The 19,069-nt window shown below is 59.6% G+C and carries 11 protein-coding genes, 1 other RNA gene and 1 pseudogene; 3 read left to right on the top strand and 10 right to left on the bottom strand.

The window, feature by feature from the left end; genetic code table 11:
- Positions 1-16: 16 nt before the first annotated feature.
- A complete protein-coding gene (dnaX, locus tag AC0ZWN_RS25140; RefSeq protein WP_476337028.1) occupies positions 17-2,125 on the bottom strand; it encodes a DNA polymerase III subunit gamma/tau in 2,109 nt (702 codons plus the stop codon).
- A 145-nt stretch (positions 2,126-2,270) separates the two neighbouring features.
- Between dnaX and AC0ZWN_RS25135 the strand changes: the two genes are divergently transcribed.
- Positions 2,271-3,020, top strand: a complete 750-nt coding sequence (locus AC0ZWN_RS25135; RefSeq protein WP_476337026.1) for a substrate-binding periplasmic protein — start codon at positions 2,271-2,273, stop codon at positions 3,018-3,020.
- 57 nt (positions 3,021-3,077) lie between these two features.
- On the opposite strand, the gene AC0ZWN_RS25130 is transcribed toward AC0ZWN_RS25135, so the two are convergent.
- The 9 genes and pseudogenes from AC0ZWN_RS25130 to AC0ZWN_RS25090 form a co-directional block, all read right to left on the bottom strand.
- On the bottom strand, positions 3,078-3,566 hold the full coding sequence (locus AC0ZWN_RS25130) for an OB-fold protein (protein WP_476337024.1): 489 nt from the start codon (positions 3,564-3,566) through the stop codon (positions 3,078-3,080).
- Between the two features lie 152 nt (positions 3,567-3,718).
- Positions 3,719-4,078, bottom strand: a complete 360-nt coding sequence (locus AC0ZWN_RS25125) for a hypothetical protein (protein ID WP_476337023.1) — start codon at positions 4,076-4,078, stop codon at positions 3,719-3,721.
- A gap of 40 nt (positions 4,079-4,118) precedes the next feature.
- Positions 4,119-5,259: pseudogene (locus tag AC0ZWN_RS25120) on the bottom strand (polymorphic toxin type 44 domain-containing protein).
- Positions 5,260-5,546: 287 nt separating this feature from the next.
- An RNA gene (gene ffs / locus AC0ZWN_RS25115) (signal recognition particle sRNA small type) lies at positions 5,547-5,643 on the bottom strand.
- A gap of 134 nt (positions 5,644-5,777) precedes the next feature.
- Positions 5,778-6,941, bottom strand: coding sequence for a zinc-binding metallopeptidase family protein (locus AC0ZWN_RS25110; protein WP_476337021.1), 1,164 nt, complete (start codon positions 6,939-6,941; stop codon positions 5,778-5,780).
- A gap of 177 nt (positions 6,942-7,118) precedes the next feature.
- Complete coding sequence (gene ligA, locus AC0ZWN_RS25105) at positions 7,119-9,476, bottom strand: NAD-dependent DNA ligase LigA (RefSeq protein WP_476337019.1); 2,358 nt, start codon at positions 9,474-9,476, stop codon at positions 7,119-7,121.
- An 86-nt stretch (positions 9,477-9,562) separates the two neighbouring features.
- Positions 9,563-10,426 carry a cell division protein ZipA gene (gene zipA, locus AC0ZWN_RS25100; protein WP_034152851.1) on the bottom strand — a complete coding sequence of 288 codons (864 nt, stop codon included), beginning with the start codon at positions 10,424-10,426 and terminating at the stop codon, positions 9,563-9,565.
- A gap of 261 nt (positions 10,427-10,687) precedes the next feature.
- Complete coding sequence (gene smc, locus AC0ZWN_RS25095; RefSeq protein ID WP_116255236.1) at positions 10,688-14,176, bottom strand: chromosome segregation protein SMC; 3,489 nt, start codon at positions 14,174-14,176, stop codon at positions 10,688-10,690.
- A 2-nt stretch (positions 14,177-14,178) separates the two neighbouring features.
- Positions 14,179-14,838, bottom strand: coding sequence for a GntR family transcriptional regulator (locus AC0ZWN_RS25090; protein ID WP_034152853.1), 660 nt, complete (start codon positions 14,836-14,838; stop codon positions 14,179-14,181).
- A 268-nt stretch (positions 14,839-15,106) separates the two neighbouring features.
- Between AC0ZWN_RS25090 and xdhA the strand changes: the two genes are divergently transcribed.
- Together xdhA and xdhB are read left to right on the top strand one after the other, a co-directional pair.
- A complete protein-coding gene (gene xdhA / locus AC0ZWN_RS25085) occupies positions 15,107-16,561 on the top strand; it encodes a xanthine dehydrogenase small subunit (protein ID WP_476337016.1) in 1,455 nt (484 codons plus the stop codon).
- Positions 16,554-18,947: a xanthine dehydrogenase molybdopterin binding subunit gene (xdhB, locus tag AC0ZWN_RS25080; RefSeq protein WP_095124885.1), complete on the top strand. Its 2,394-nt coding sequence runs from the start codon at positions 16,554-16,556 to the stop codon at positions 18,945-18,947. The genes xdhA and xdhB overlap by 8 nt, the downstream gene beginning before the upstream one ends.
- Positions 18,948-19,069 lie beyond the last annotated feature (122 nt).

Raw genomic sequence — 19,069 nt, 5'->3', positions numbered from 1 at the left:
CGGGCACCTTCAGTTATTAGCCTTGGGCGACCAAGGCATCGACAGGTTCAATAGTATCGTGTCGCACCACCGCGCCGAACTGCTGAACCATCTGCTGGATGAACGGATCGCCATGGATTGACTCCTCCGCCTCGCGCTGACGGTTGGCGCGCCGACGGGACGCGGCCTGGGCCGGGGTTTCCTGCTCGGGCTTGATCAGCTCGATGGTCAGGCTCAATGTGCGACCGTGGAACTGGTTCAGCGCATCGTTGAGACGACGCTGCTGCGTGGCGTTGAACAGTGCGCTGTGCGCCGGGTCGAGGTGCATCAGCCAATGGTCGCCATCGACGGCGATCAATGTGCAGTTGGCGGCGATGCTGCCGGTCATGCCGGAGATCGGCAGTTTCGGGAACAGTTCCAGCCACTGCAACGCCAGACCTGTGGCCGGTGCCGCAGCCGGTTCTGGCTCGGGCTCCGGGGCAGGCTCGGCGGCGTGCTCACTGGCCAGTTCGTCGAGGTAGCTGTAGGCCGAATCGATGTCCGGCTCGATGTAATCCTCATCCAGCGGCGGCTCGTCGTCCAGGTCCATGCCCGGGGTGGCGGCATCGACGTCAGCGACCGACGGTTCGGGAATCGGCGCGGCGGCCCACTCAGGCGCCTCCGGAACGACGCTGTCCGGGGTCGGCAGCGGCATCGGCGGCAACTCGGGTTGCTCGGCGGTGGTTTCCAGCACTGGTTCGACGGCGGGTTGCTGCGCAGGCTCGGGTTCAGCCTCGGGCTCTACCGGGTCATTCCACGGCAGGTCGACGACGGCTTCGGCGACGACCGGCGCGGGTTCAGGTTCTGCCGCAGCAACGGGCGCAACCGGCGCAGGCTCGGGAGTCGGTGCCGGGATCGCAACAGGTGCCGGCGCTGGAGCTGGATCCGGCACTGGAGCCGGCGCAACAGCAGCAGCGACTACCGGCGCTGGTTTAGGCGCGGCAGCCACGGAGTTTGCGGAATCAACTGTGGCCTGGCTGATCCCCACTGGCTTTAGCGGTTGCCTCGGTGCGTCTGCGGTATCTGCCGGCCGGAAGGCCAGCATCCGCAGCAGGACCATTTCGAAGCCACCACGCGGGTCCGGCGCCAGCGGTAAATCGCGGCGGCCGATCAGGCCCATCTGGTAATAGAACTGCACGTCTTCGGCCGGCAAGGCCTGCGCCAGTGCCAACACGCGATCGCGGTCGCCATGGCCATTGTCGACGCCTTCCGGCAACGCCTGAGCGATGGCCACGCGGTGCAGCACATTAAGAATTTCCGAGAGCACGCCATTCCAGTCCGGGCCTTGTTCGGCCAGGTGACGCACGGCTTCGAGCAACGCTTTGGCGTCGCCTTCGATCAACGAATGCAGGACGTCATAGACCTGACCGTGATCCAGCGTGCCGAGCATCGCTCGCACGTCGGTAGCGAGAACCTTGCCTTCACCGAAAGCAATCGCCTGATCGGTGAGGCTCATGGCGTCACGCATCGAACCGTCAGCGGCGCGACCGAGCAACCACAGGGCATCGTCTTCAAACGGCACGTTTTCGGCAGTGAGAACGTGGGTCAAATGCTCGACCACACGCTCCGGCGTCATGTTCTTCAGCGAGAACTGCAGGCAGCGCGACAAAATCGTTGCCGGAAGTTTCTGCGGATCAGTGGTCGCCAGGATGAACTTAACGTACGGCGGCGGCTCTTCGAGGGTTTTCAGCAGCGCATTGAAGGAATGGCTGGAGAGCATGTGCACTTCGTCGATCAGGTAGACCTTGAAGCGCCCACGGCTTGGCGCGTACTGCACGTTGTCGAGCAGTTCGCGGGTGTCTTCGACCTTGGTGCGGCTCGCGGCGTCGATCTCGATCAGGTCGACGAAGCGCCCCTCATCGATTTCACGGCACACCGAACACTCGCCGCACGGGCTGGAAGTGATACCTGTCTCACAGTTCAGGCATTTGGCAATGATCCGCGCAATCGTGGTTTTACCCACCCCGCGCGTACCGGTGAACAGGTACGCGTGGTGCAGCCGCTGGCTGTCCAAGGCATTGATCAGAGCTTTGAGCACATGGGTCTGGCCGACCATTTCGCGGAACGAGCGCGGACGCCATTTACGTGCAAGAACCTGATAACTCATCGAAAACCGTCGCAGCGAAGGAAGCAGAAGCGGCTAATGCTAGCGGAGCAAGGGCAAAATTGCATCCGGTGTCCTCGTCTAATATGGCTAAGCTGCATGAGCAGAGGCTTTTATCGGCTCGGGATCGGGAATTACCGGAGCGTTTATGCGGTGGGCCTTAGGGGCGTTGCTGGGAATCAGCCTGAACGTGACGGCAGCGGAAAACCCGTTGCGCTTCGCCATGCCCGACAGCTGGGCAATGCCGATGGTGCAACTCGAACGCGGCCGACCGACCCAAGGCATTCTCTACGACCTGATGCTCAGCCTGGCCACGCAGGTCGGTGTACCGGCCGAGTTTCACGTCCTGCCCCGCGCCCGCGTGCAGAGCGCGATGGAACACGGCGAGATCGACGTGCGCTGCTATGCCGCACAGTCGTGGTTGCCGAATCAGTCGGGGGACTACATCTGGAGTCTGCCGTTGTTCTTCCAGCGCGATCTGCTGATCAGCCGCAAGGATCAACCGGCCAGTGTCGTCCCCGCGCATTTACCCCGCCAATCCATCGGCACCGTTCTGGGCTACACCTACCCTACCCTGCAACCGCTGTTTGATGCGGATCGGCTGCAACGTGAAGATGCGCGCAATCAGGAGCAGGTGCTGGAGAAACTGCTGGCCGGGCGTTATCGCTATGCAGTGAGCAATCAGTGGACGCTGGACTGGTTTAACCAGCGCCTGCTCCCTGAGCAACAGTTGCAGGGGGTGGCGGTTTTACAGGAGCAGAAGGTCGGTTGTTACGTGAGGAATGATCCGAAGGTGCCGGTGCAGCGCATTTTGCGCACGTTGCTGCGGATGAAGATGTCGGGGGAGATTGATGAAATTATCCGACTGTATACCGGCAGCTCGGAACCAGGTTCCTAACCCACTAAATGAAAAAAGGGACTCATGCATGAGTCCCTTGTTCAAACCAACTGGCAATTAAAGCAGAGCGCAAGAACCAGACATCGGGATCTTCGCTACATCACCCTTGCCTACACACAATAGTGTGACTTTCGCTCCCTTCTTCAGCGAAGCCAATGAATTGGCATCACTCTTTTCGAAAGAAAACTGCGGCTCCATGAACTGATTCACACCACCACGCAATGTGAGGTATGGATTACCCATGAAGTCAGTATTGATGTCTGTGACAGTACCCGACACCTTGAATTTTTTATCTTTAAACTTCTGATCGGCAGCCACGGTGTTCTCGTTGTAAGCAACAGCGATATCACGTGCAGTCACAGCCGGTGTGGCAGCCAATTCCTGCTTTGCTTTTTCAAGCTCTGCTTCTGCATGTACTTTTTTCGCGTCGGCGAGCGCCACTGCTTCCGCTTGTTTCTGCTCCGGAGACTTCATCGCATTGCTGATGAAGCCGATAACAAAAAGTACACCTATGATAATGCCGACCCATTTAAACAGTTTTTTCACGCCTTTCTTCCTCTGATAGTTGAGTTTTCCGTTACCGCGTCATGCCCGATTGCCGGTGCTGCCTGACGATTTCAAACGAACCGATTCTCTAGAATCGGTTCGTTTGATGCAAGGCCAGTTGCCATCATTGGTGCCAAAAGCATTGAGCCGTGCTAGGGCTTGGCCAAATCCCACTGGCACTGCTTCAGCCGATCCACGTCGGTGCCACTATCTTTTCGCATATCAATGTTGCCGTCCGCGTCAAGATAGATATCCGTGTTAGGCCATTTGGGCGTGATGCTGATGCAATGATTACGTCCGCCTTCTTTACTCCACCACGAAAACTCCATGAAGAATTCGTCGTCTGGAAGGAAGAAACCATTGTCCATCGCCCCGCCACCAGGACGCATGCCGCCTTTGTAAATACGATCTTGCACATTCCAGATATACCGGAACTCATTTTGTCCTGCTTTAGAGTAATGAACGTTCACCGTCGGCAAAGCGATGTCCCAGTGAGTGATAGCGAAATACACAACAGGTATCCACAGCACTCTTATCAACCATGTCCGACGCTTACTGACAGTTGTGGGCACGGATTCCATCTCCCCAACTCTCCGGTGGTACGGCAACAACTTCATCCATGATCATCTTCGCGGTCACTCCGCCTGCGGGATACTGTTCGGCGAGCTTAATCCCGATTTGAATCGATACCCTATCGGCAACATCATCCCACGATCGCGGCGCATACCATGGGCTTGCCGTAGTGTGTGGGCCGGGGCACTCTCCTCTCTTCAGGCTTGCTCAGCTCGCCAGCTTTGGTGGCTGCGTCGGACAACAGCTGCGCAACGCCAGCTCCATCCAGTAGCTCGCTCTCGGACATGCCTGCTATGACTCCGACATACCCATAATGGATGTTCGACCAGATATCGTAGAAGTAATCGTAGGCCCCCTGCTTGTGGTAAACACCTACAAAGAGCTTGCGAAGCTTAGGCTTATGATCCCAATCCATTCTCGGGCCGACTTTATTGGCCCAGATTGCCCACGCCGCAGCGATGTCCATGTAATTGCCAAGGAGCCGGCTAGCTGGCCCACCCACTCCCTTTAACAGTGAAGGCTTCCTGTCTGGCGAAGCAGGATCATAGCGGTAGAGCTTTTGCATCGATGAAACTTCTGGACTCAGGATATTTCGATTCATCTCACCTGCAATGTAGTCAGCCAGAGGCTCCATTTGGTCAGGATGGTTACACGCGGCAGGTTGTACTTTATCCACATTCTGTTCTGGTTTCGGAGTGCCAGGATCTACGAGCGCGTTGGCGGCAACAGCCTTTTCTTTCAGTTGCGGATCAGCGAGAAGCGTGGCCATCTTCTCTTCGTCAACCGTCCCATTGGGGCGAATCGCTCCAAGCGCCATGAAGTTGATGATGGTTGCCCCTCCAGCTCCCCCCATGACAAAACCACCACCAACATCACCTGATCCGCTAATGATCGTTCCTCCATGACTTGTAGGGCTTCCTAAATGAGCCATGGGGCGACCATTGACCAGAATCGAGGGAAAACCCGTGGTGATGACCGCGCCGCATCCGCAAGTGTCACCAACACGGGCAGATCCCATGAAGTTGATATTGGTATCAGAAGAAGCAGATGCGATTGGGGTTGTACCATGCCCCGGTAATGGGCAGACATGCTTGTCTCCCAATCGAGCTGAGGAAATCATTCGTCGTCCTTGTGTCGAGCATCAAACCTCCGTCATTGGAGGCGAAAGCGTTTTGAAGCGCCGCGAGAATACCGCACACATCGGCGGGTGGCCTTTAGGAAAATTCCGAATAGGGGCAAGAATTGCCTGAGATCGCATTTTCAACTTCTGTAGATGCAAGCCTGTTCAGGAGTCTCACCAACAAAGGGATTTGTGTCGGCCTGGCAAATCGCAGACACAAAAAAACCGCAGTGGGCGAAACCCATGCAGTTCTGTTTGAAGCGTTCGATTGTTCGTTAAGGTGGTAACCCCACCAGCCACACCCCGGCACACAATGTTCCCGCTGTGGCTGCTGCCTTCCGGCTCTGACCAGGTTCACGGGTAATCGTTGCGGGGGGACCGATGGGGTCACCATAACGACGCTTGCCTGTCGGCGAGCCGCGCCATTGTACCTATCTGAGACGAAGTTACAACCGTTGGTTGCAGATTAAAAATATGAACGGGTTCAAGGACATAAAGATCGCAGCCTGCGGCAGCGCCTACAGGGCCAGAACTTCATCCGCCCTGCCGCCCGCCTGCTGGATCACCAGATGAATGAAGTGCAGTTTGGCAATCGCTGGCGCCGGCAGCACGAACGGGTAGAAATCCGGCTGGCCCATGCTCCGTGACAGCTCATTGAGCATGCCCGCCAGTTCGATCCACGCGTTGACGAATGACAGGAACGCCTCGCCGCCGGGATGCTCCGGGTCGTACAGCGTGCTGGTCGGAAACGGTTGATAGTCGAAATCCATTTCCCGCGCGCTCATGCCAAAACCCAGTGCCGTGTCCACTGCGTCCATCATATGCAGGTAGTGCGCCCAGGTTTCCGCCCAGTCTTCCCACGGGTGCATGGTCGCGTAGGCGCTGACGTAGTACCGCGGCCAGTCCAGCGGTGCGCCCTGTTGATAGTGACGATCAAGCGCTTCGGCGTAACTGGCGCGTTCGTCACCGAACAGGCTGCGGAATGAATCGAGCCAGGGGCCGTTGGCGATCAGCCGATCCCAGTAGTAATGCCCGACCTCATGACGAAAATGCCCGAGCAGTGTGCGGTAGGGTTCATGCATCGCCGCCCTCACCTGCTCGCGGTGGGCGTCGTCGGCTTCTTTGATGTCGAGGGTGATCAGGCCATTGGCGTGGCCGGTCATCGGCGCGTTGCCTTCGAGGTCGACGCCGATGAAGTCGAAGGCCAGCCCAGTGTCTTCATCCACGGTTTTCGGGATGACTTGCAGGCCGAGGGTGATCAGTTGCGCAACGAGGCGACGCTTGGCGATTTCGACTTTGCGCCAACGCTCAGGGTTGTCCGGGGCGGACAGGTCGGGGATGGTGCGGTTGAGGCTGCAGGCGATGCACAGGCTGTCGTGATCGTTGGCCGGCAGCAGCCAGTTGCACGCGGCGGCTGTGTCGAGGTTGGCGCAGCGGCGGAACAGGCCGGCCTCGGGGTCGGCATCGAGCGTCCAGGTGCCCTCATACGGCCCCGGCTGCAGCGAGGTCAGGCGACTTTCTTCGGCTTGATAACCGAGTAACGCATTACAGGCCAGACACTGGCTGTTGCGAAAGAACAGCGACTGGCCGCAGCGGCACGGCCAGACTTTGCTGTTGCGTGAGGATTCGCCCATGAACGGCGCGATGATGCGGGAACTGAGCTGCTCGAAAAAACGGTGCATGGCGATCTCTCCCTGGGGCTTGCCAAGACTAGATCATTCCCGTGACAACATCGTTCCCGCGCTTTGCTGATCGTTCCAACGCTCTGCGTGGGAATGCATCCAGTGACGCTCTGCGTCACAGCGGACGCGGAGCGTCCGGGGCGGCATTCCCACGCGGGAGCGTGGGAACGATCAATCTTAAACGGCGACGCCGTGAGTTTTGAGGAAGGCGATGAAGGCTTCTTCGTCCATCACCTTCACGCCCAGCTCATTGGCCTTGGTCAGTTTGGAACCAGCGCCGGGGCCTGCGACCACACAATGAGTCTTCGCCGACACGGAACCGGCAACCTTGGCGCCAAGGCTTTCCAAGTGCTCCTTGGCGACATCACGGCTCATCAGCTCAACCTTGCCGGTCAGCACCCAGGTCTCGCCGGACAGCGGCAAGCCCTCAACAACCTTCTTCTCGCTCTGCCAGTGCATGCCGAAATCACGCAGTTGCTTTTCGGATGCCTCAGCCAGTTGCCGGTTCTCAGGCAGCGCAAAAAACTCGCGAACCGAATTCGCCTGTTTCTCCGGCAAGGCCTGACGCATGTCCAGCCAGTCAGCATTCATCACCGCTTCCAGCGAACCGAACTTGTCCGCCAGCTTCTGCGCGCCACCGGGGCCGACCGAGGGAATGTGCAGCTTGTCGAGAAAGCCGCCCAACGTAGTGCTGGCCGCGAACTCGGCGCCCAACTCACCCTGATCCTGAATCTGCAAACCATGGCCGAGCAACTCGATGATCACCTGCTGGTTATGCGCATCTTCAAAGAAGCTGTGAATCTCGTGCGCCACTTCCAGCCCCACATCCGGCAGATACGTCAGCACTTGCGGCAATGCCTGCTGCACGCGCTCCAACGAACCCAGCGAGCGCGCCAGCACTTTGGCGGTCTCCTCGCCTACATCGGGAATGCCCAGCGCATAGATGAAGCGCGCCAGCCCCGGTTTCTTGCTGTCTTCAATGGCCGCGAGCAGCTTGTTGCTGGACACCTCGGCAAAGCCTTCCAGATCGACGATGTCGTCGAACTTCAGCGCATACAGATCGGCCGGTGAACTGACCAAACCTTCGTCGACCAATTGCTCCACGCTCTTGTCGCCCAAGCCTTCGATATCCATCGCCCGACGCGAGACGAAATGAATGATCGCCTGCTTCAGTTGCGCGCCACAGGCCAGTCGGCCCACGCAGCGATACACCGCGCCTTCGCTGACGGTTTCCTTGCCTTTGCTGCGCTTGATCAGTTGCGTGCGCTCGACGTGCGAACCGCACACCGGGCAGTTCTCTGGAATCTGCACCGCGCGCGCATTTTCGGGACGGCGATCCATGACCACTTGCACCACCTGCGGAATCACATCACCGGCGCGGCGGATGATCACGGTGTCGCCGATCATCAGGCCCAGACGCGCGACTTCATCCATGTTGTGCAGCGTAGCGTTGGCCACAGTGACGCCCGCCACCTTGACCGGTTTCAGACGCGCCACTGGCGTCACGGCGCCAGTGCGGCCAACCTGGAATTCCACGTCGAGCAACTCGGTGAGCTCTTCCATCGCCGGAAATTTGTGCGCGATCGCCCAACGCGGCTCACGAGCACGGAAGCCCAGTTCACGCTGATCGGCAATGCTGTTGACCTTGAACACCACGCCGTCGATTTCATACGTCAGCGAGTTACGCCGCTCGCCGATATCGCGGTAGTAATCGAGACATTCGCCAATGCCCTTGGCCAGCTTCAGTTCGTGACTGATCGGCATGCCCCACTTCTGCAACTGTTTGAGGTTGCCGATGTGCGTATCGGAAATATCGTGGGAAACCTGGCCGATGCCGTAGCAGCAGAACTCCAGCGGACGGTTGGCGGTGATCTTCGAATCGAGCTGACGCAAGCTGCCGGCGGCGGCGTTGCGCGGGTTGGCGAAAGTCTTGCCGCCGACTTCCAGTTGCGAGGCGTTGAGGCGCTCGAAACCGGCCTTGGACATGAACACTTCACCGCGCACTTCCAGGGTCGCCGGCCAGCCTTCGCCATGCAGTTTCAGGGGAATGTTGCGCACGGTGCGCACGTTGACGCTGATGTCTTCGCCAGTAGTGCCGTCGCCGCGCGTGGCGCCGCGTACCAGCACGCCGTCCTGATAAAGCAGGCTGACCGCCAGACCATCAAGTTTCGGCTCGCAGCTGTACTCCACCGCCGCACCGCCACCGAACAGATCGCCGGCCGGCAGGTCCAGACCTTCGCTCACCCGGCGATCAAATTCGCGCATGTCAGTTTCTTCGAAGGCGTTGCCGAGGCTGAGCATCGGCACTTCGTGACGCACCTGAGTGAATGCGGTCAGCGCCACGCTGCCGACGCGCTGGGTCGGCGAGTCGCTGGTGATCAATTCCGGGTTGGCCGCTTCCAGCGCTTTGAGCTCGTGGAACAACCGGTCGTACTCGGCGTCCGGAATGCTCGGCTCGTCGAGGACGTGGTAACGGTAGTTGTGCTGATCGAGTTCAGCGCGCAGTTCAAGAATGCGGTTTTTGGCGGCGGTCATGGGTGTTCTCTCAAAAAGCAAAAGAGCAGCCGAGGCTGCTCAATCTATATTGCCGACTGCCTCTTGTGCCGAGGCAATCTTTTCAATCAACGCTTCTGGGTCAAGGCGCGACGTTCGAATTCGACGATGCGCTGACGGTAGTGCTCGATGGTCTGCGCGGTCAGGACGCTGCGCTGGTCATCTTTCAGTTCGCCGTTCAATTCCTGCGACAGCTTGCGGGCTGCAGCCACCATCACGTCGAAGGCTTGCTTCGGATGACGCGGGCCTGGCAGGCCGAGGAAGAAGCTTACCGCCGGGGTGCTGAAATGGTCGATGTCGTCCAGATCAAAGATGCCCGGCTTGACCGCGTTAGCCATGGAGAACAGCACTTCACCGTTGCCAGCCATGCTTTCGTGACGGTGGAAAATATCCATCTCGCCGAAACGCAGACCGCTTTCGAGAATGTTCTGCAACAGCGCCGGGCCTTTGAAGCCAGCGGCATCACGGCAGATCACGCTGATGACCAATACTTCTTCAGCTTGCGGCTGATCCTTGTCGGCCATCGCCGGCGCAGGCTTGCTGTCTTCAACGAAATCGTTGTCACGGCTGCTGAAGCTCGGGCCGCCGTCCAGATCCAGATCGAGGTTCAGGTCACCCTGCGCCGGACCGTTGCTGCCACGCTTGCCACGTTTCGAACCGGATTCGCGAGGCTCGCGTGCTTCGCGGGCCGGCATGCTCACCGACGGCAGGTCGTGTTCGTCCAGTTGCGGCTCTTTGTGAGTGTCCAGCACGCGAGCCGGGCCCAACAGCTCAGCGCTGGTGTCCTCGTCCGGCAGGTTGGACAGACTTCGGTCAAGACGGAATTTCAGTTTTCCCTTGCCGCCGCGCATACGGCGCCAGCCATCGAAAAGAATACCGGCTATCACAATGATGCCGATGACGATCAGCCACTCGCGCAGACCGATTTCCATGTAATCCCGTGCCTCTATAAAAAATGCTGAAAAATAAGGGGTTTACATTGTGCAAACCGCTTTAAAACGTGGCGCCAACTCTATGTTCTGACAGGCGTTTTGCCCACGTATACGAAAAATTGACATTAAACTAGCACGACCAAAGACAACTTTACACCGTCTGTCTCATTTGGCTTGCGCGAATATGTCGATTGGCCAGCAAGTCGCAGTTGGTAAAAAAGTCCTACAGACCTGAATTACCTTTTCCGACACCACGCTGACTCAGGCGTCCACCATCGCCATCGCCTCCTCGACATCCACGGCTACCAGTCGCGAACAACCCGGTTCATGCATCGTTACGCCCATCAACTGCTCGGCCATTTCCATGGCGATCTTGTTGTGGGTGATATAGATGAACTGCACGGTCTGCGACATCTCTTTGACCAAGCGTGCGTAGCGTCCAACGTTAGCGTCATCCAGTGGCGCGTCAACCTCATCAAGCATGCAGAACGGCGCCGGGTTCAATTTGAAGATGGCAAAAACCAGTGCCAGTGCGGTCAGGGCTTTCTCCCCGCCGGAGAGCAAATGGATGGTGCTGTTCTTCTTCCCTGGCGGCTGCGCCATGATCGTTACCCCTGTATCGAGTAGATCTTCGCCCGTCAGTTCCAAATACGCGCGCCCGCCACCGAAAACTTTTGGAAAAAGCGCCTGTAAACCGCCATTGATCTGATCAAAGGTATCTTTGAAGCGGTTGCGGGTTTCCTTGTCGATCTTGCGAATAACGTTTTCCAGGGTCTCCAGCGCTTCGACCAGATCGGCGTCCTGGGCATCCAGATAACGTTTACGCTCGGACTGTTGCGTGTATTCATCGATGGCCGCGAGGTTGATCGCACCCAGGCGCTGAATCCGCGCGTTGATGCGTTCGAGTTCTTCTTCGGCTTCGCGTTCACTGGCTTGCGCGGTTAATGTCGCGAGCACGCCGTTAAGATCGTAGCCGTCTTCCAGCAACTGATCCTGCAAAGCCTTGCGGCGCACGGTCAGGGCTTGCCATTCCATGCGTTGCTGTTCGAGCTGGCCGCGAATCAACTGCGATTGCTGCTCGGCCTGAGTCCGGCGCTTTTCCGCGTCGCGCAATTCGCGATCGGCATCTTCCAAAGCGATCTGCGCGGTCTTCAGCTCTTCATCGACGGTCATGCGCTTGTCGAGCAGTTCTTCGAGTTTCAGGCGCAGCTCTTCCAGCGGTGCCTCGCCCTCCTCCAGATTCAGACTCAACTGTTCGCGCTTTTCAGTCAGGCGCTCGGCCTGCATTTCCAGACGCTCCAGCGCCTGACGCGTGGAGTCATGCTGCGCGCGCAACGAGCCAAGACGCACGGCCAATTGATGCGCGTGATCCTTGTGCTGCCGCGCCTCCTGGCGCACGCGGTCAAGGCGCTCGCGCAGGCTGTCGCGCTGGGCCAGCAGCAATTCACGCTGCTCGGTGTCCAGCGCCATGGCATCCAGCGCTTCCTGCAATTGCATGCGCGCTTCGCCGATCTGTTCGTGCTCGAGTTCGCGTTGTTCGCCGAGCTCGACCAGCTCTTCATCGAGACGCGTGCGGCGCAGCGTCAGCTGTTCAGCCTTGGCTTTGCCAGCGGACAGCTGCGCTTTCAATTCACCTTGCTGGCGCGCTTCGTCTTGCAGCAAACGGCGCAAATGTTCGCGGCCGTTTTCCTGCTGACGCTGTTGCGCACGCAGGGTTTGCAGACGGGTTTCCATGGCCTCGACCGTGGCTTCTTTTTCTTCACGTTCGAGGTGCAGCGCTTCGATTTCCTGTCCACGGGCGAGCATGCCGCTTTCCGCTTCGCTGGCCCGGCGCACGCGCAGGAAGTGCCGACCGACCCAGTAACCGTCGCGGCTGATCAGGCTCTCGCCAGCGCTCAACTGTCCGCGCAAGGCCAAGGCCTGCTCAAGGCTGTCGACCGGTTTGACCTGACCGAGCCACGGCGACAGATCGATCTGCGCGTCGACCTTATCGAGCAAGCTGCCGGCGACGCGCACGCCATCGCTGGCCGGGCTGAGCAGGCGCAGATCGCCCTGAGTGAAACCGGATAAATCGAAGCCGCTGAAGTCGTCGACCAGCACCGCTTGCAGGTCGGCGCCGAGCACGGTTTCCACCGCCAGCTCCCAACCGGCCTCGACCTTCAGGCCCTCGGCCAGACGCGGGCGCTCGGCGAGGTTGTGTTCTTTCAGCCATTCGGCAGTGCCGGTGCCCGGGTCGAGCGCGGCTTGCTGCAAGGCTTCAAGGGAAGCCAGGCGACCGTTGAGGCGCTGCAAATCGCCCTGCGCCTGTTGCTGCGCGGTCAGCGCTTGCTGCAACTCCTGACGCAGTTGTTCAAGCTTTTCGACCTGCGCTTCTTCGCTGGTCTGCAAATCTTCGAGGGTCGCTTCGGACTCGGCGAGCTGCTCGTTGAGTTCCATGATCGCCGCGTCTTCCGGGTCAGCCGAGAGCAGCGCGCGCTCTTCACCGAGGCGTTTCTGCCGGTCAGCGAGGCGCTCCATGCTGGTTTCCAGCTGCTGGATGCGCGACTGCTGCACTTCAGCCTGACGGCGCGGTTCGGCGGCGGTCAGGTTGAAGGCGTCCCACTGCTCCTGCCAGCCGTGCATGACCGATTCGGAATCTTCCAGCGCAGCGGCGGCTTCTTCGGCGGCAGCGCTGGTGACTTCCTGCTCAGGGGTGAGCATGTCCAGCTCTTCGCCGAGGGTCAGCAGCAACGTGCGGTCGTGGCCCAGGTGCGATTCGGTTTCGAGGCGTGCGCGCTCGGCTTCTTTCAAGTCGTCCTGCAACTGCCGCAAGCGTTGCTGGCCGTGCTGGATGCTCTGCTCGACGCGGGCGATGTCGCCGCCGACCGAATAGAAGCGCCCCTGCACCAGATTGAAGCGTTCGGACAGGTCATGGTGACCGTCGCGCAGACGTTCGATGGCCGCATCGGCATTGCGCTGCTCAGCGACCAGCGCTTCGAAACTGATTTCCTGGGTGCCGATGATCGACTCGCGCTGGCCGACCTGTTCGTTGAGATCCTGCCAGCGCAGGGCCGACAGTTGCGCCTTGAGCTGGCGCTCTTCGGCTTTGAATTCCTGATACTTCTTCGCCGCTTCGGCCTGGCGGTGCAGGCGCTCGAGCTGACGCTCCAGCTCATCGCGCAGGTCAGTCAGACGCGCAAGGTTTTCGTGGGTGCGACGGATACGGTTTTCTGTCTCGCGCCGACGCTCCTTGTACTTGGAGATGCCAGCGGCTTCTTCGATGAAGTTGCGCAGGTCTTCCGGCTTGGATTCGATCAGCTTGGAGATCATCCCCTGCTCGATGATCGAATAGCTGCGCGGGCCGAGACCGGTGCCGAGGAAAATATCGGTGATGTCGCGACGACGGCATTTGGTGCCGTTGAGGTAATAGGTGGTCTGGCTGTCGCGGGTGACTTTTCGGCGAATCGAAATCTCGGCGTAGGCGGCGTACTCGCCCAGTAGCGTGCCGTCGGAGTTGTCGAAAACCAGCTCGATACTGGCCTGACTCACCGGTTTGCGGCTGGTCGAACCGTTGAAGATGACGTCGGTCATCGACTCGCCACGGAGGTTCTTCGCCGAACTCTCGCCCATCACCCAGCGTACGGCGTCGATGATGTTCGACTTGCCGCAACCGTTCGGCCCGACGACCGCCGCCATGTTACTGGGGAAGTTCACCGTGGTCGGGTCGACGAAGGATTTGAATCCCGCCAGTTTGATGCACTTGAGCCGCACGCTTAGGCAACCGTCAGGGCGGAAACCACCAGATCGCAGCTGCGCTGGGCGTAAGCCGTCAGCACGATGCGGATCTGCGGCAAATCACGGGCGAGCACGGCGGCGAGCAGGCGTTCGAACAGTTCGAGGAACTCGCTCATTGAGGCCTTGCGCTGTTCGAGGGCGAGGAAGTACGCACGGCTCATGGCCGGCTGCAGGTTCTCGACGGTCTCTTGCAGGTACGGATTGTTGGCGAACGGATAGGCGGCGCGCATTACGGCGAAGCTGTCGTCGACGAAGCTGCGGATGTCCTGACGCTCGTAGCTGGCGGTCAGGCGCTGCTGGATCTGCACGAACGGCGCCATGTCCGATTGCACTTGCCAGCCATTGGCCACTGCGTTTCCGAGCAGGATGTATAGCTCACTCATCAACGTGCACAGGCTCTGCACCTTGTGCGGCGTCAGCTCGGTGACGTGCGCACCACGGCGCGGCAGGATCGCGATCAGGTGGCGGCGCTCAAGGATCAGCAAGGCTTCACGGACCGAACCGCGGCTGACATTCAGTGCCAGCGTGACCTTCTGTTCCTGGATGCGCTCTCCCGGCTTCATTTCGCCACGAATGATGCGTTCGGCGAGGTGGTGAGCGATTTGCTCGGCGAGGCTGTCCGGCGCCTTGAACGTCATGGTTGTCCTTCAAACTCTATCGATCTGCACAAGCGGCGCAGTGTAGCGCAAATGCAGGCTCATGGCGGAGTGCCCACTCAGCGGTTTTTGGCACGATTCCCGCAAAAAAGCAGGGGATCCAATGAGGGTCAATACTGAATAGACACGTTGTTGATCGACGAAATGCTTTTTCCTGACCTTTAAGTCAGAAAACCATTGACCGAAAAGTCAGACCTGCTAAATTCGGTTCACGTCGGTTAACAACAATAATGAGTCTGCGAGGCCTTCCGTGATCCAGTTTTTACTTAACCAGGAACTCCGTAGCGAGCACGCCCTGGACCCGAATCTGACTGTGCTCAATTACCTGCGTGAACACGTCGGCAAATCCGGCACCAAAGAAGGTTGCGCCAGCGGTGACTGCGGCGCCTGCACCGTAGTAGTTGGCGAGTTGCAAACGGATGACGCTGGCCGCGAACACATTCGCTATCGCAGCCTCAACTCGTGCCTGACGTTCGTGTCGTCACTACACGGCAAACAACTGATCAGCGTCGAAGACCTCAAACACAAAGGCGAACTGCACAGCGTGCAGAAAGCCATGGTCGAGTGCCACGGCTCGCAGTGCGGTTTCTGCACCCCCGGCTTCGTCATGTCGCTGTTCGCCCTGCAAAAGAACAGCGATGCACCGGATCACGCCAAGGCCCACGAAGCACTGGCCGGCAACCTCTGCCGCTGCACCGGCTACCGGCCTATTCTGGCGGCGGCCGAGCAATCCTGCTGCGGCAAGCAGCCGGATCAGTTCGATGCCCGCGAAGCGGACACAATCGCGCGCCTCAAAGCCATCGCCCCAACCGATATCGGCGAACTCAACAGCGGCGACAAGCGCTGCCTGGTGCCGCTGACCGTCGCTGATCTGGCCGATCTCTACGACGCTTACCCACAAGCGCGCCTGCTCGCTGGCGGTACCGATCTGGCGCTGGAAGTCACCCAATTCCACCGCACCCTGCCGGTGATGATCTACGTCGGCAACGTCGCGGAAATGAAGCGCATCGACACCTTCGAAGACCGCATCGAAATCGGCGCCGCCACCGCCCTCTCCGACTGCTACGAAGCACTGAACGCCGAGTATCCGGACTTCGGCGAACTGCTGCACCGCTTCGCCTCGCTGCAAATCCGCAACCAGGGCACCCTCGGCGGCAACATCGGCAACGCCTCGCCGATCGGTGACTCGCCACCGCTGCTGATCGCCCTCGGCGCGCAGGTCGTGCTGTGCAAAGGCGAAACCCGCCGCACCCTGAACCTGGAAGATTACTTCATCGATTACAAAGTCACGGCCCGTCAGGAAAGTGAATTCATCGAGAAGATCATCGTCCCGCGCGCCAGCGCCGAGCAGCTGTTCCGCGCCTACAAAGTCTCCAAGCGTCTGGACGATGACATCTCCGCCGTCTGCGCCGCGTTCAACCTGCGCGTCGAAAACGGTGTGATCATCGACGCACGCATGGCTTTCGGCGGCATGGCCGCGATCCCGAAACGCGCTGCCCACTGCGAAGCCGCGCTGATTGGTGCGCCGTTCACCAACACGGTGGTCGAACGCGCCTGCGCCGCACTGGCGGAAGATTTCACGCCGCTCTCGGACTTCCGCGCCAGCAAGGAATATCGCCTGCTCAGCGCGCAGAACCTGCTGCGTAAATATTTCATCGAACTGCAAACACCGCACATCGAGACTCGGGTGACCGCTTATGTCTAACCATCACGGCGTAGAAAAAACCCAGGCTGAACTGGCTGAACTGTTCGCCAAGGATCTGACCTCCGGTGTCGGCCGCAGCGTCAAGCACGACAGCGCCGCCAAGCACGTGTCCGGTGAAGCGCAGTACATCGATGATCGCCTGGAATTTCCCAACCAGTTGCACCTGTATGCACGCATGTCGGACCGCGCCCACGCGAAGATCATCAGCATCGACACCTCGCCGTGCTACGCCTTCGAAGGCGTGCGCATCGCCATCACCCACGAAGACGTGCCGGGCCTGAAAGACATCGGCCCGCTGATGCCGGGCGACCCGCTACTGGCCATCGATGACGTGCAGTTCGTCGGTCAACCGGTGCTCGCGGTGGCCGCGAAAGATCTGGAAACCGCGCGCAAAGCCGCGATGGCCGCGATCATCGAATACGAAGATCTCGAACCCGTGCTCGACGTGGTCGAAGCCCTGCGCAAACGCCACTTCGTCCTCGACAGTCACACCCACCAGCGCGGCGATTCGGTTTCTGCGCTGGCAACCGCTGAACACCGCATCCAAGGCACGCTGCACATCGGCGGTCAGGAACACTTCTATCTGGAGACGCAAATCTCCTCAGTGATGCCGACCGAAGACGGCGGCATGATCGTCTACTGCTCGACGCAGAACCCGACCGAAGTGCAGAAATTGGTCGCCGAAGTGCTCGACGTGTCGATGAACAAAATCGTCGTCGACATGCGCCGCATGGGCGGTGGTTTCGGTGGCAAGGAAACTCAGGCGGCCAGTCCGGCGTGCCTGTGCGCGGTGGTTGCGCACCTCACCGGCCAACCAACGAAGATGCGCCTGCCGCGCGTCGAAGACATGCTGATGACCGGCAAGCGTCACCCGTTTTACGTCGAGTACGACGTCGGCTTCGACAGCACCGGGCGCCTGCACGGGATCAACATGGACCTGGCCGGCAACTGCGGCTGCTCGCCGGACCTGTCCGCGTCGATCGTTGACCGGGCGATGTTCCACTCGGACAACTCGTACTACCTCGGCGATGCGACCATCAACGGTCACCGCTGCAAGACCAACACCGCGTCGAACACTGCTTACCGTGGTTTCGGTGGCCCGCAAGGCATGGTTGCGATTGAAGAAGTGATGGACGCGATTGCCCGTCACCTGCACCTCGACCCACTTGCGGTGCGCAAGGCCAACTACTACGGCAAGACCGAGCGCAACGTCACCCACTACTACCAGACCGTCGAGCACAACATGCTCGAAGAGATGACCGCTGAACTGGAAGAAAGCAGCCAGTACCACGAGCGCCGTGAAGCGATTCGTCGCTACAACGCCAACAGCCCGATCCTGAAAAAAGGCCTGGCGCTGACCCCGGTGAAGTTCGGCATTTCCTTCACCGCCAGTTTCTTGAACCAGGCCGGTGCGCTGATCCACATCTACACCGATGGCAGCATCCACCTGAACCACGGCGGCACGGAAATGGGCCAAGGCCTGAACACCAAAGTCGCGCAGGTCGTGGCCGAAGTGTTCCAGGTCGAAATCGATCGTGTGCAGATCACTGCAACCAACACCGACAAGGTGCCAAACACCTCGCCGACGGCAGCGTCCAGCGGCGCCGACTTGAACGGTAAAGCGGCGCAGAACGCGGCGGAAATCATCAAGAAACGCCTGATCGAATTCGCTGCGCGTCACTACAAAGTCACTGAAGAAGACGTTGAATTCCACAACGGTCACGTGCGTGTTCGCGACCATATCCTGACCTTTGAAGCGCTGATCCAGCAGGCGTATTTCAATCAGGTCTCGCTGTCGAGCACTGGCTTCTACAAGACCCCGAAAATCTACTACGACCGCAGCCAGGCGCGTGGTCGTCCGTTCTACTACTTCGCCTTCGGCGCGGCGTGCTGCGAAGTGATCGTCGACACCCTGACCGGCGAGTACAAGATGCTGCGCACCGACATCCTTCACGACGTCGGCGCCTCGCTGAACCCGTCCATCGACATCGGTCAGGTCGAAGGTGGCTTCATCCAGGGCATGGGCTGGCTGACCATGGAAGAGCTGGTCTGGAACAACAAAGGCAAGCTGATGACCAACGGCCCGGCCAGCTACAAGATCCCGGCCGTGGCGGACATGCCGCTCGACCTGCGGGTGAAGCTGGTGGAAAACCGCAAGAACCCGGAAGACACGGTGTTCCATTCCAAAGCTGTCGGTGAGCCGCCGTTCATGCTCGGGATTGCGTCGTGGTGTGCGATCAAGGATGCAGTGGCGAGCCTCGGTGATTACAAACATCAGCCGCAGATCGATGCGCCGGCGACCCCGGAGCGGGTGTTGTGGGGGTGTGAGCAGATGCGTCAGTTGAAAGCGGTGAAAGCCGTCGAAGCTGAAACCGCGGTTGTTTGATGATCGTTCCCACGCTCTGCGTGGGAATGCAGCCCGCGACGCTCTGCGTCGCATCCTGAACAGCGGACGCGGAGCGTCCAGTGATGCATTCCCACGCAGAGCGTGGGAACGATCTGAGAGGT

The organism is Pseudomonas sp. 3B-A001-10F (genome assembly GCF_056313565.1).
Note: the sequence above shows the minus strand (reverse complement) of the source record. Positions and strands in the feature narration are given on the sequence as shown.

Coding starts and splice junctions, on each gene's coding strand:
- AC0ZWN_RS25110 (WP_476337021.1), bottom strand. CDS start 6,941: ATGCACCGTTTTTTCGAGCAGCTCAGTTCCCGCATCATCGCGCCGTTC.
- AC0ZWN_RS25135 (WP_476337026.1), top strand. CDS start 2,271: ATGCGGTGGGCCTTAGGGGCGTTGCTGGGAATCAGCCTGAACGTGACG.
- ligA (WP_476337019.1), bottom strand. CDS start 9,476: ATGACCGCCGCCAAAAACCGCATTCTTGAACTGCGCGCTGAACTCGAT.
- dnaX (WP_476337028.1), bottom strand. CDS start 2,125: ATGAGTTATCAGGTTCTTGCACGTAAATGGCGTCCGCGCTCGTTCCGC.
- AC0ZWN_RS25090 (WP_034152853.1), bottom strand. CDS start 14,838: ATGACGTTCAAGGCGCCGGACAGCCTCGCCGAGCAAATCGCTCACCAC.
- zipA (WP_034152851.1), bottom strand. CDS start 10,426: ATGGAAATCGGTCTGCGCGAGTGGCTGATCGTCATCGGCATCATTGTG.
- xdhB (WP_095124885.1), top strand. CDS start 16,554: ATGTCTAACCATCACGGCGTAGAAAAAACCCAGGCTGAACTGGCTGAA.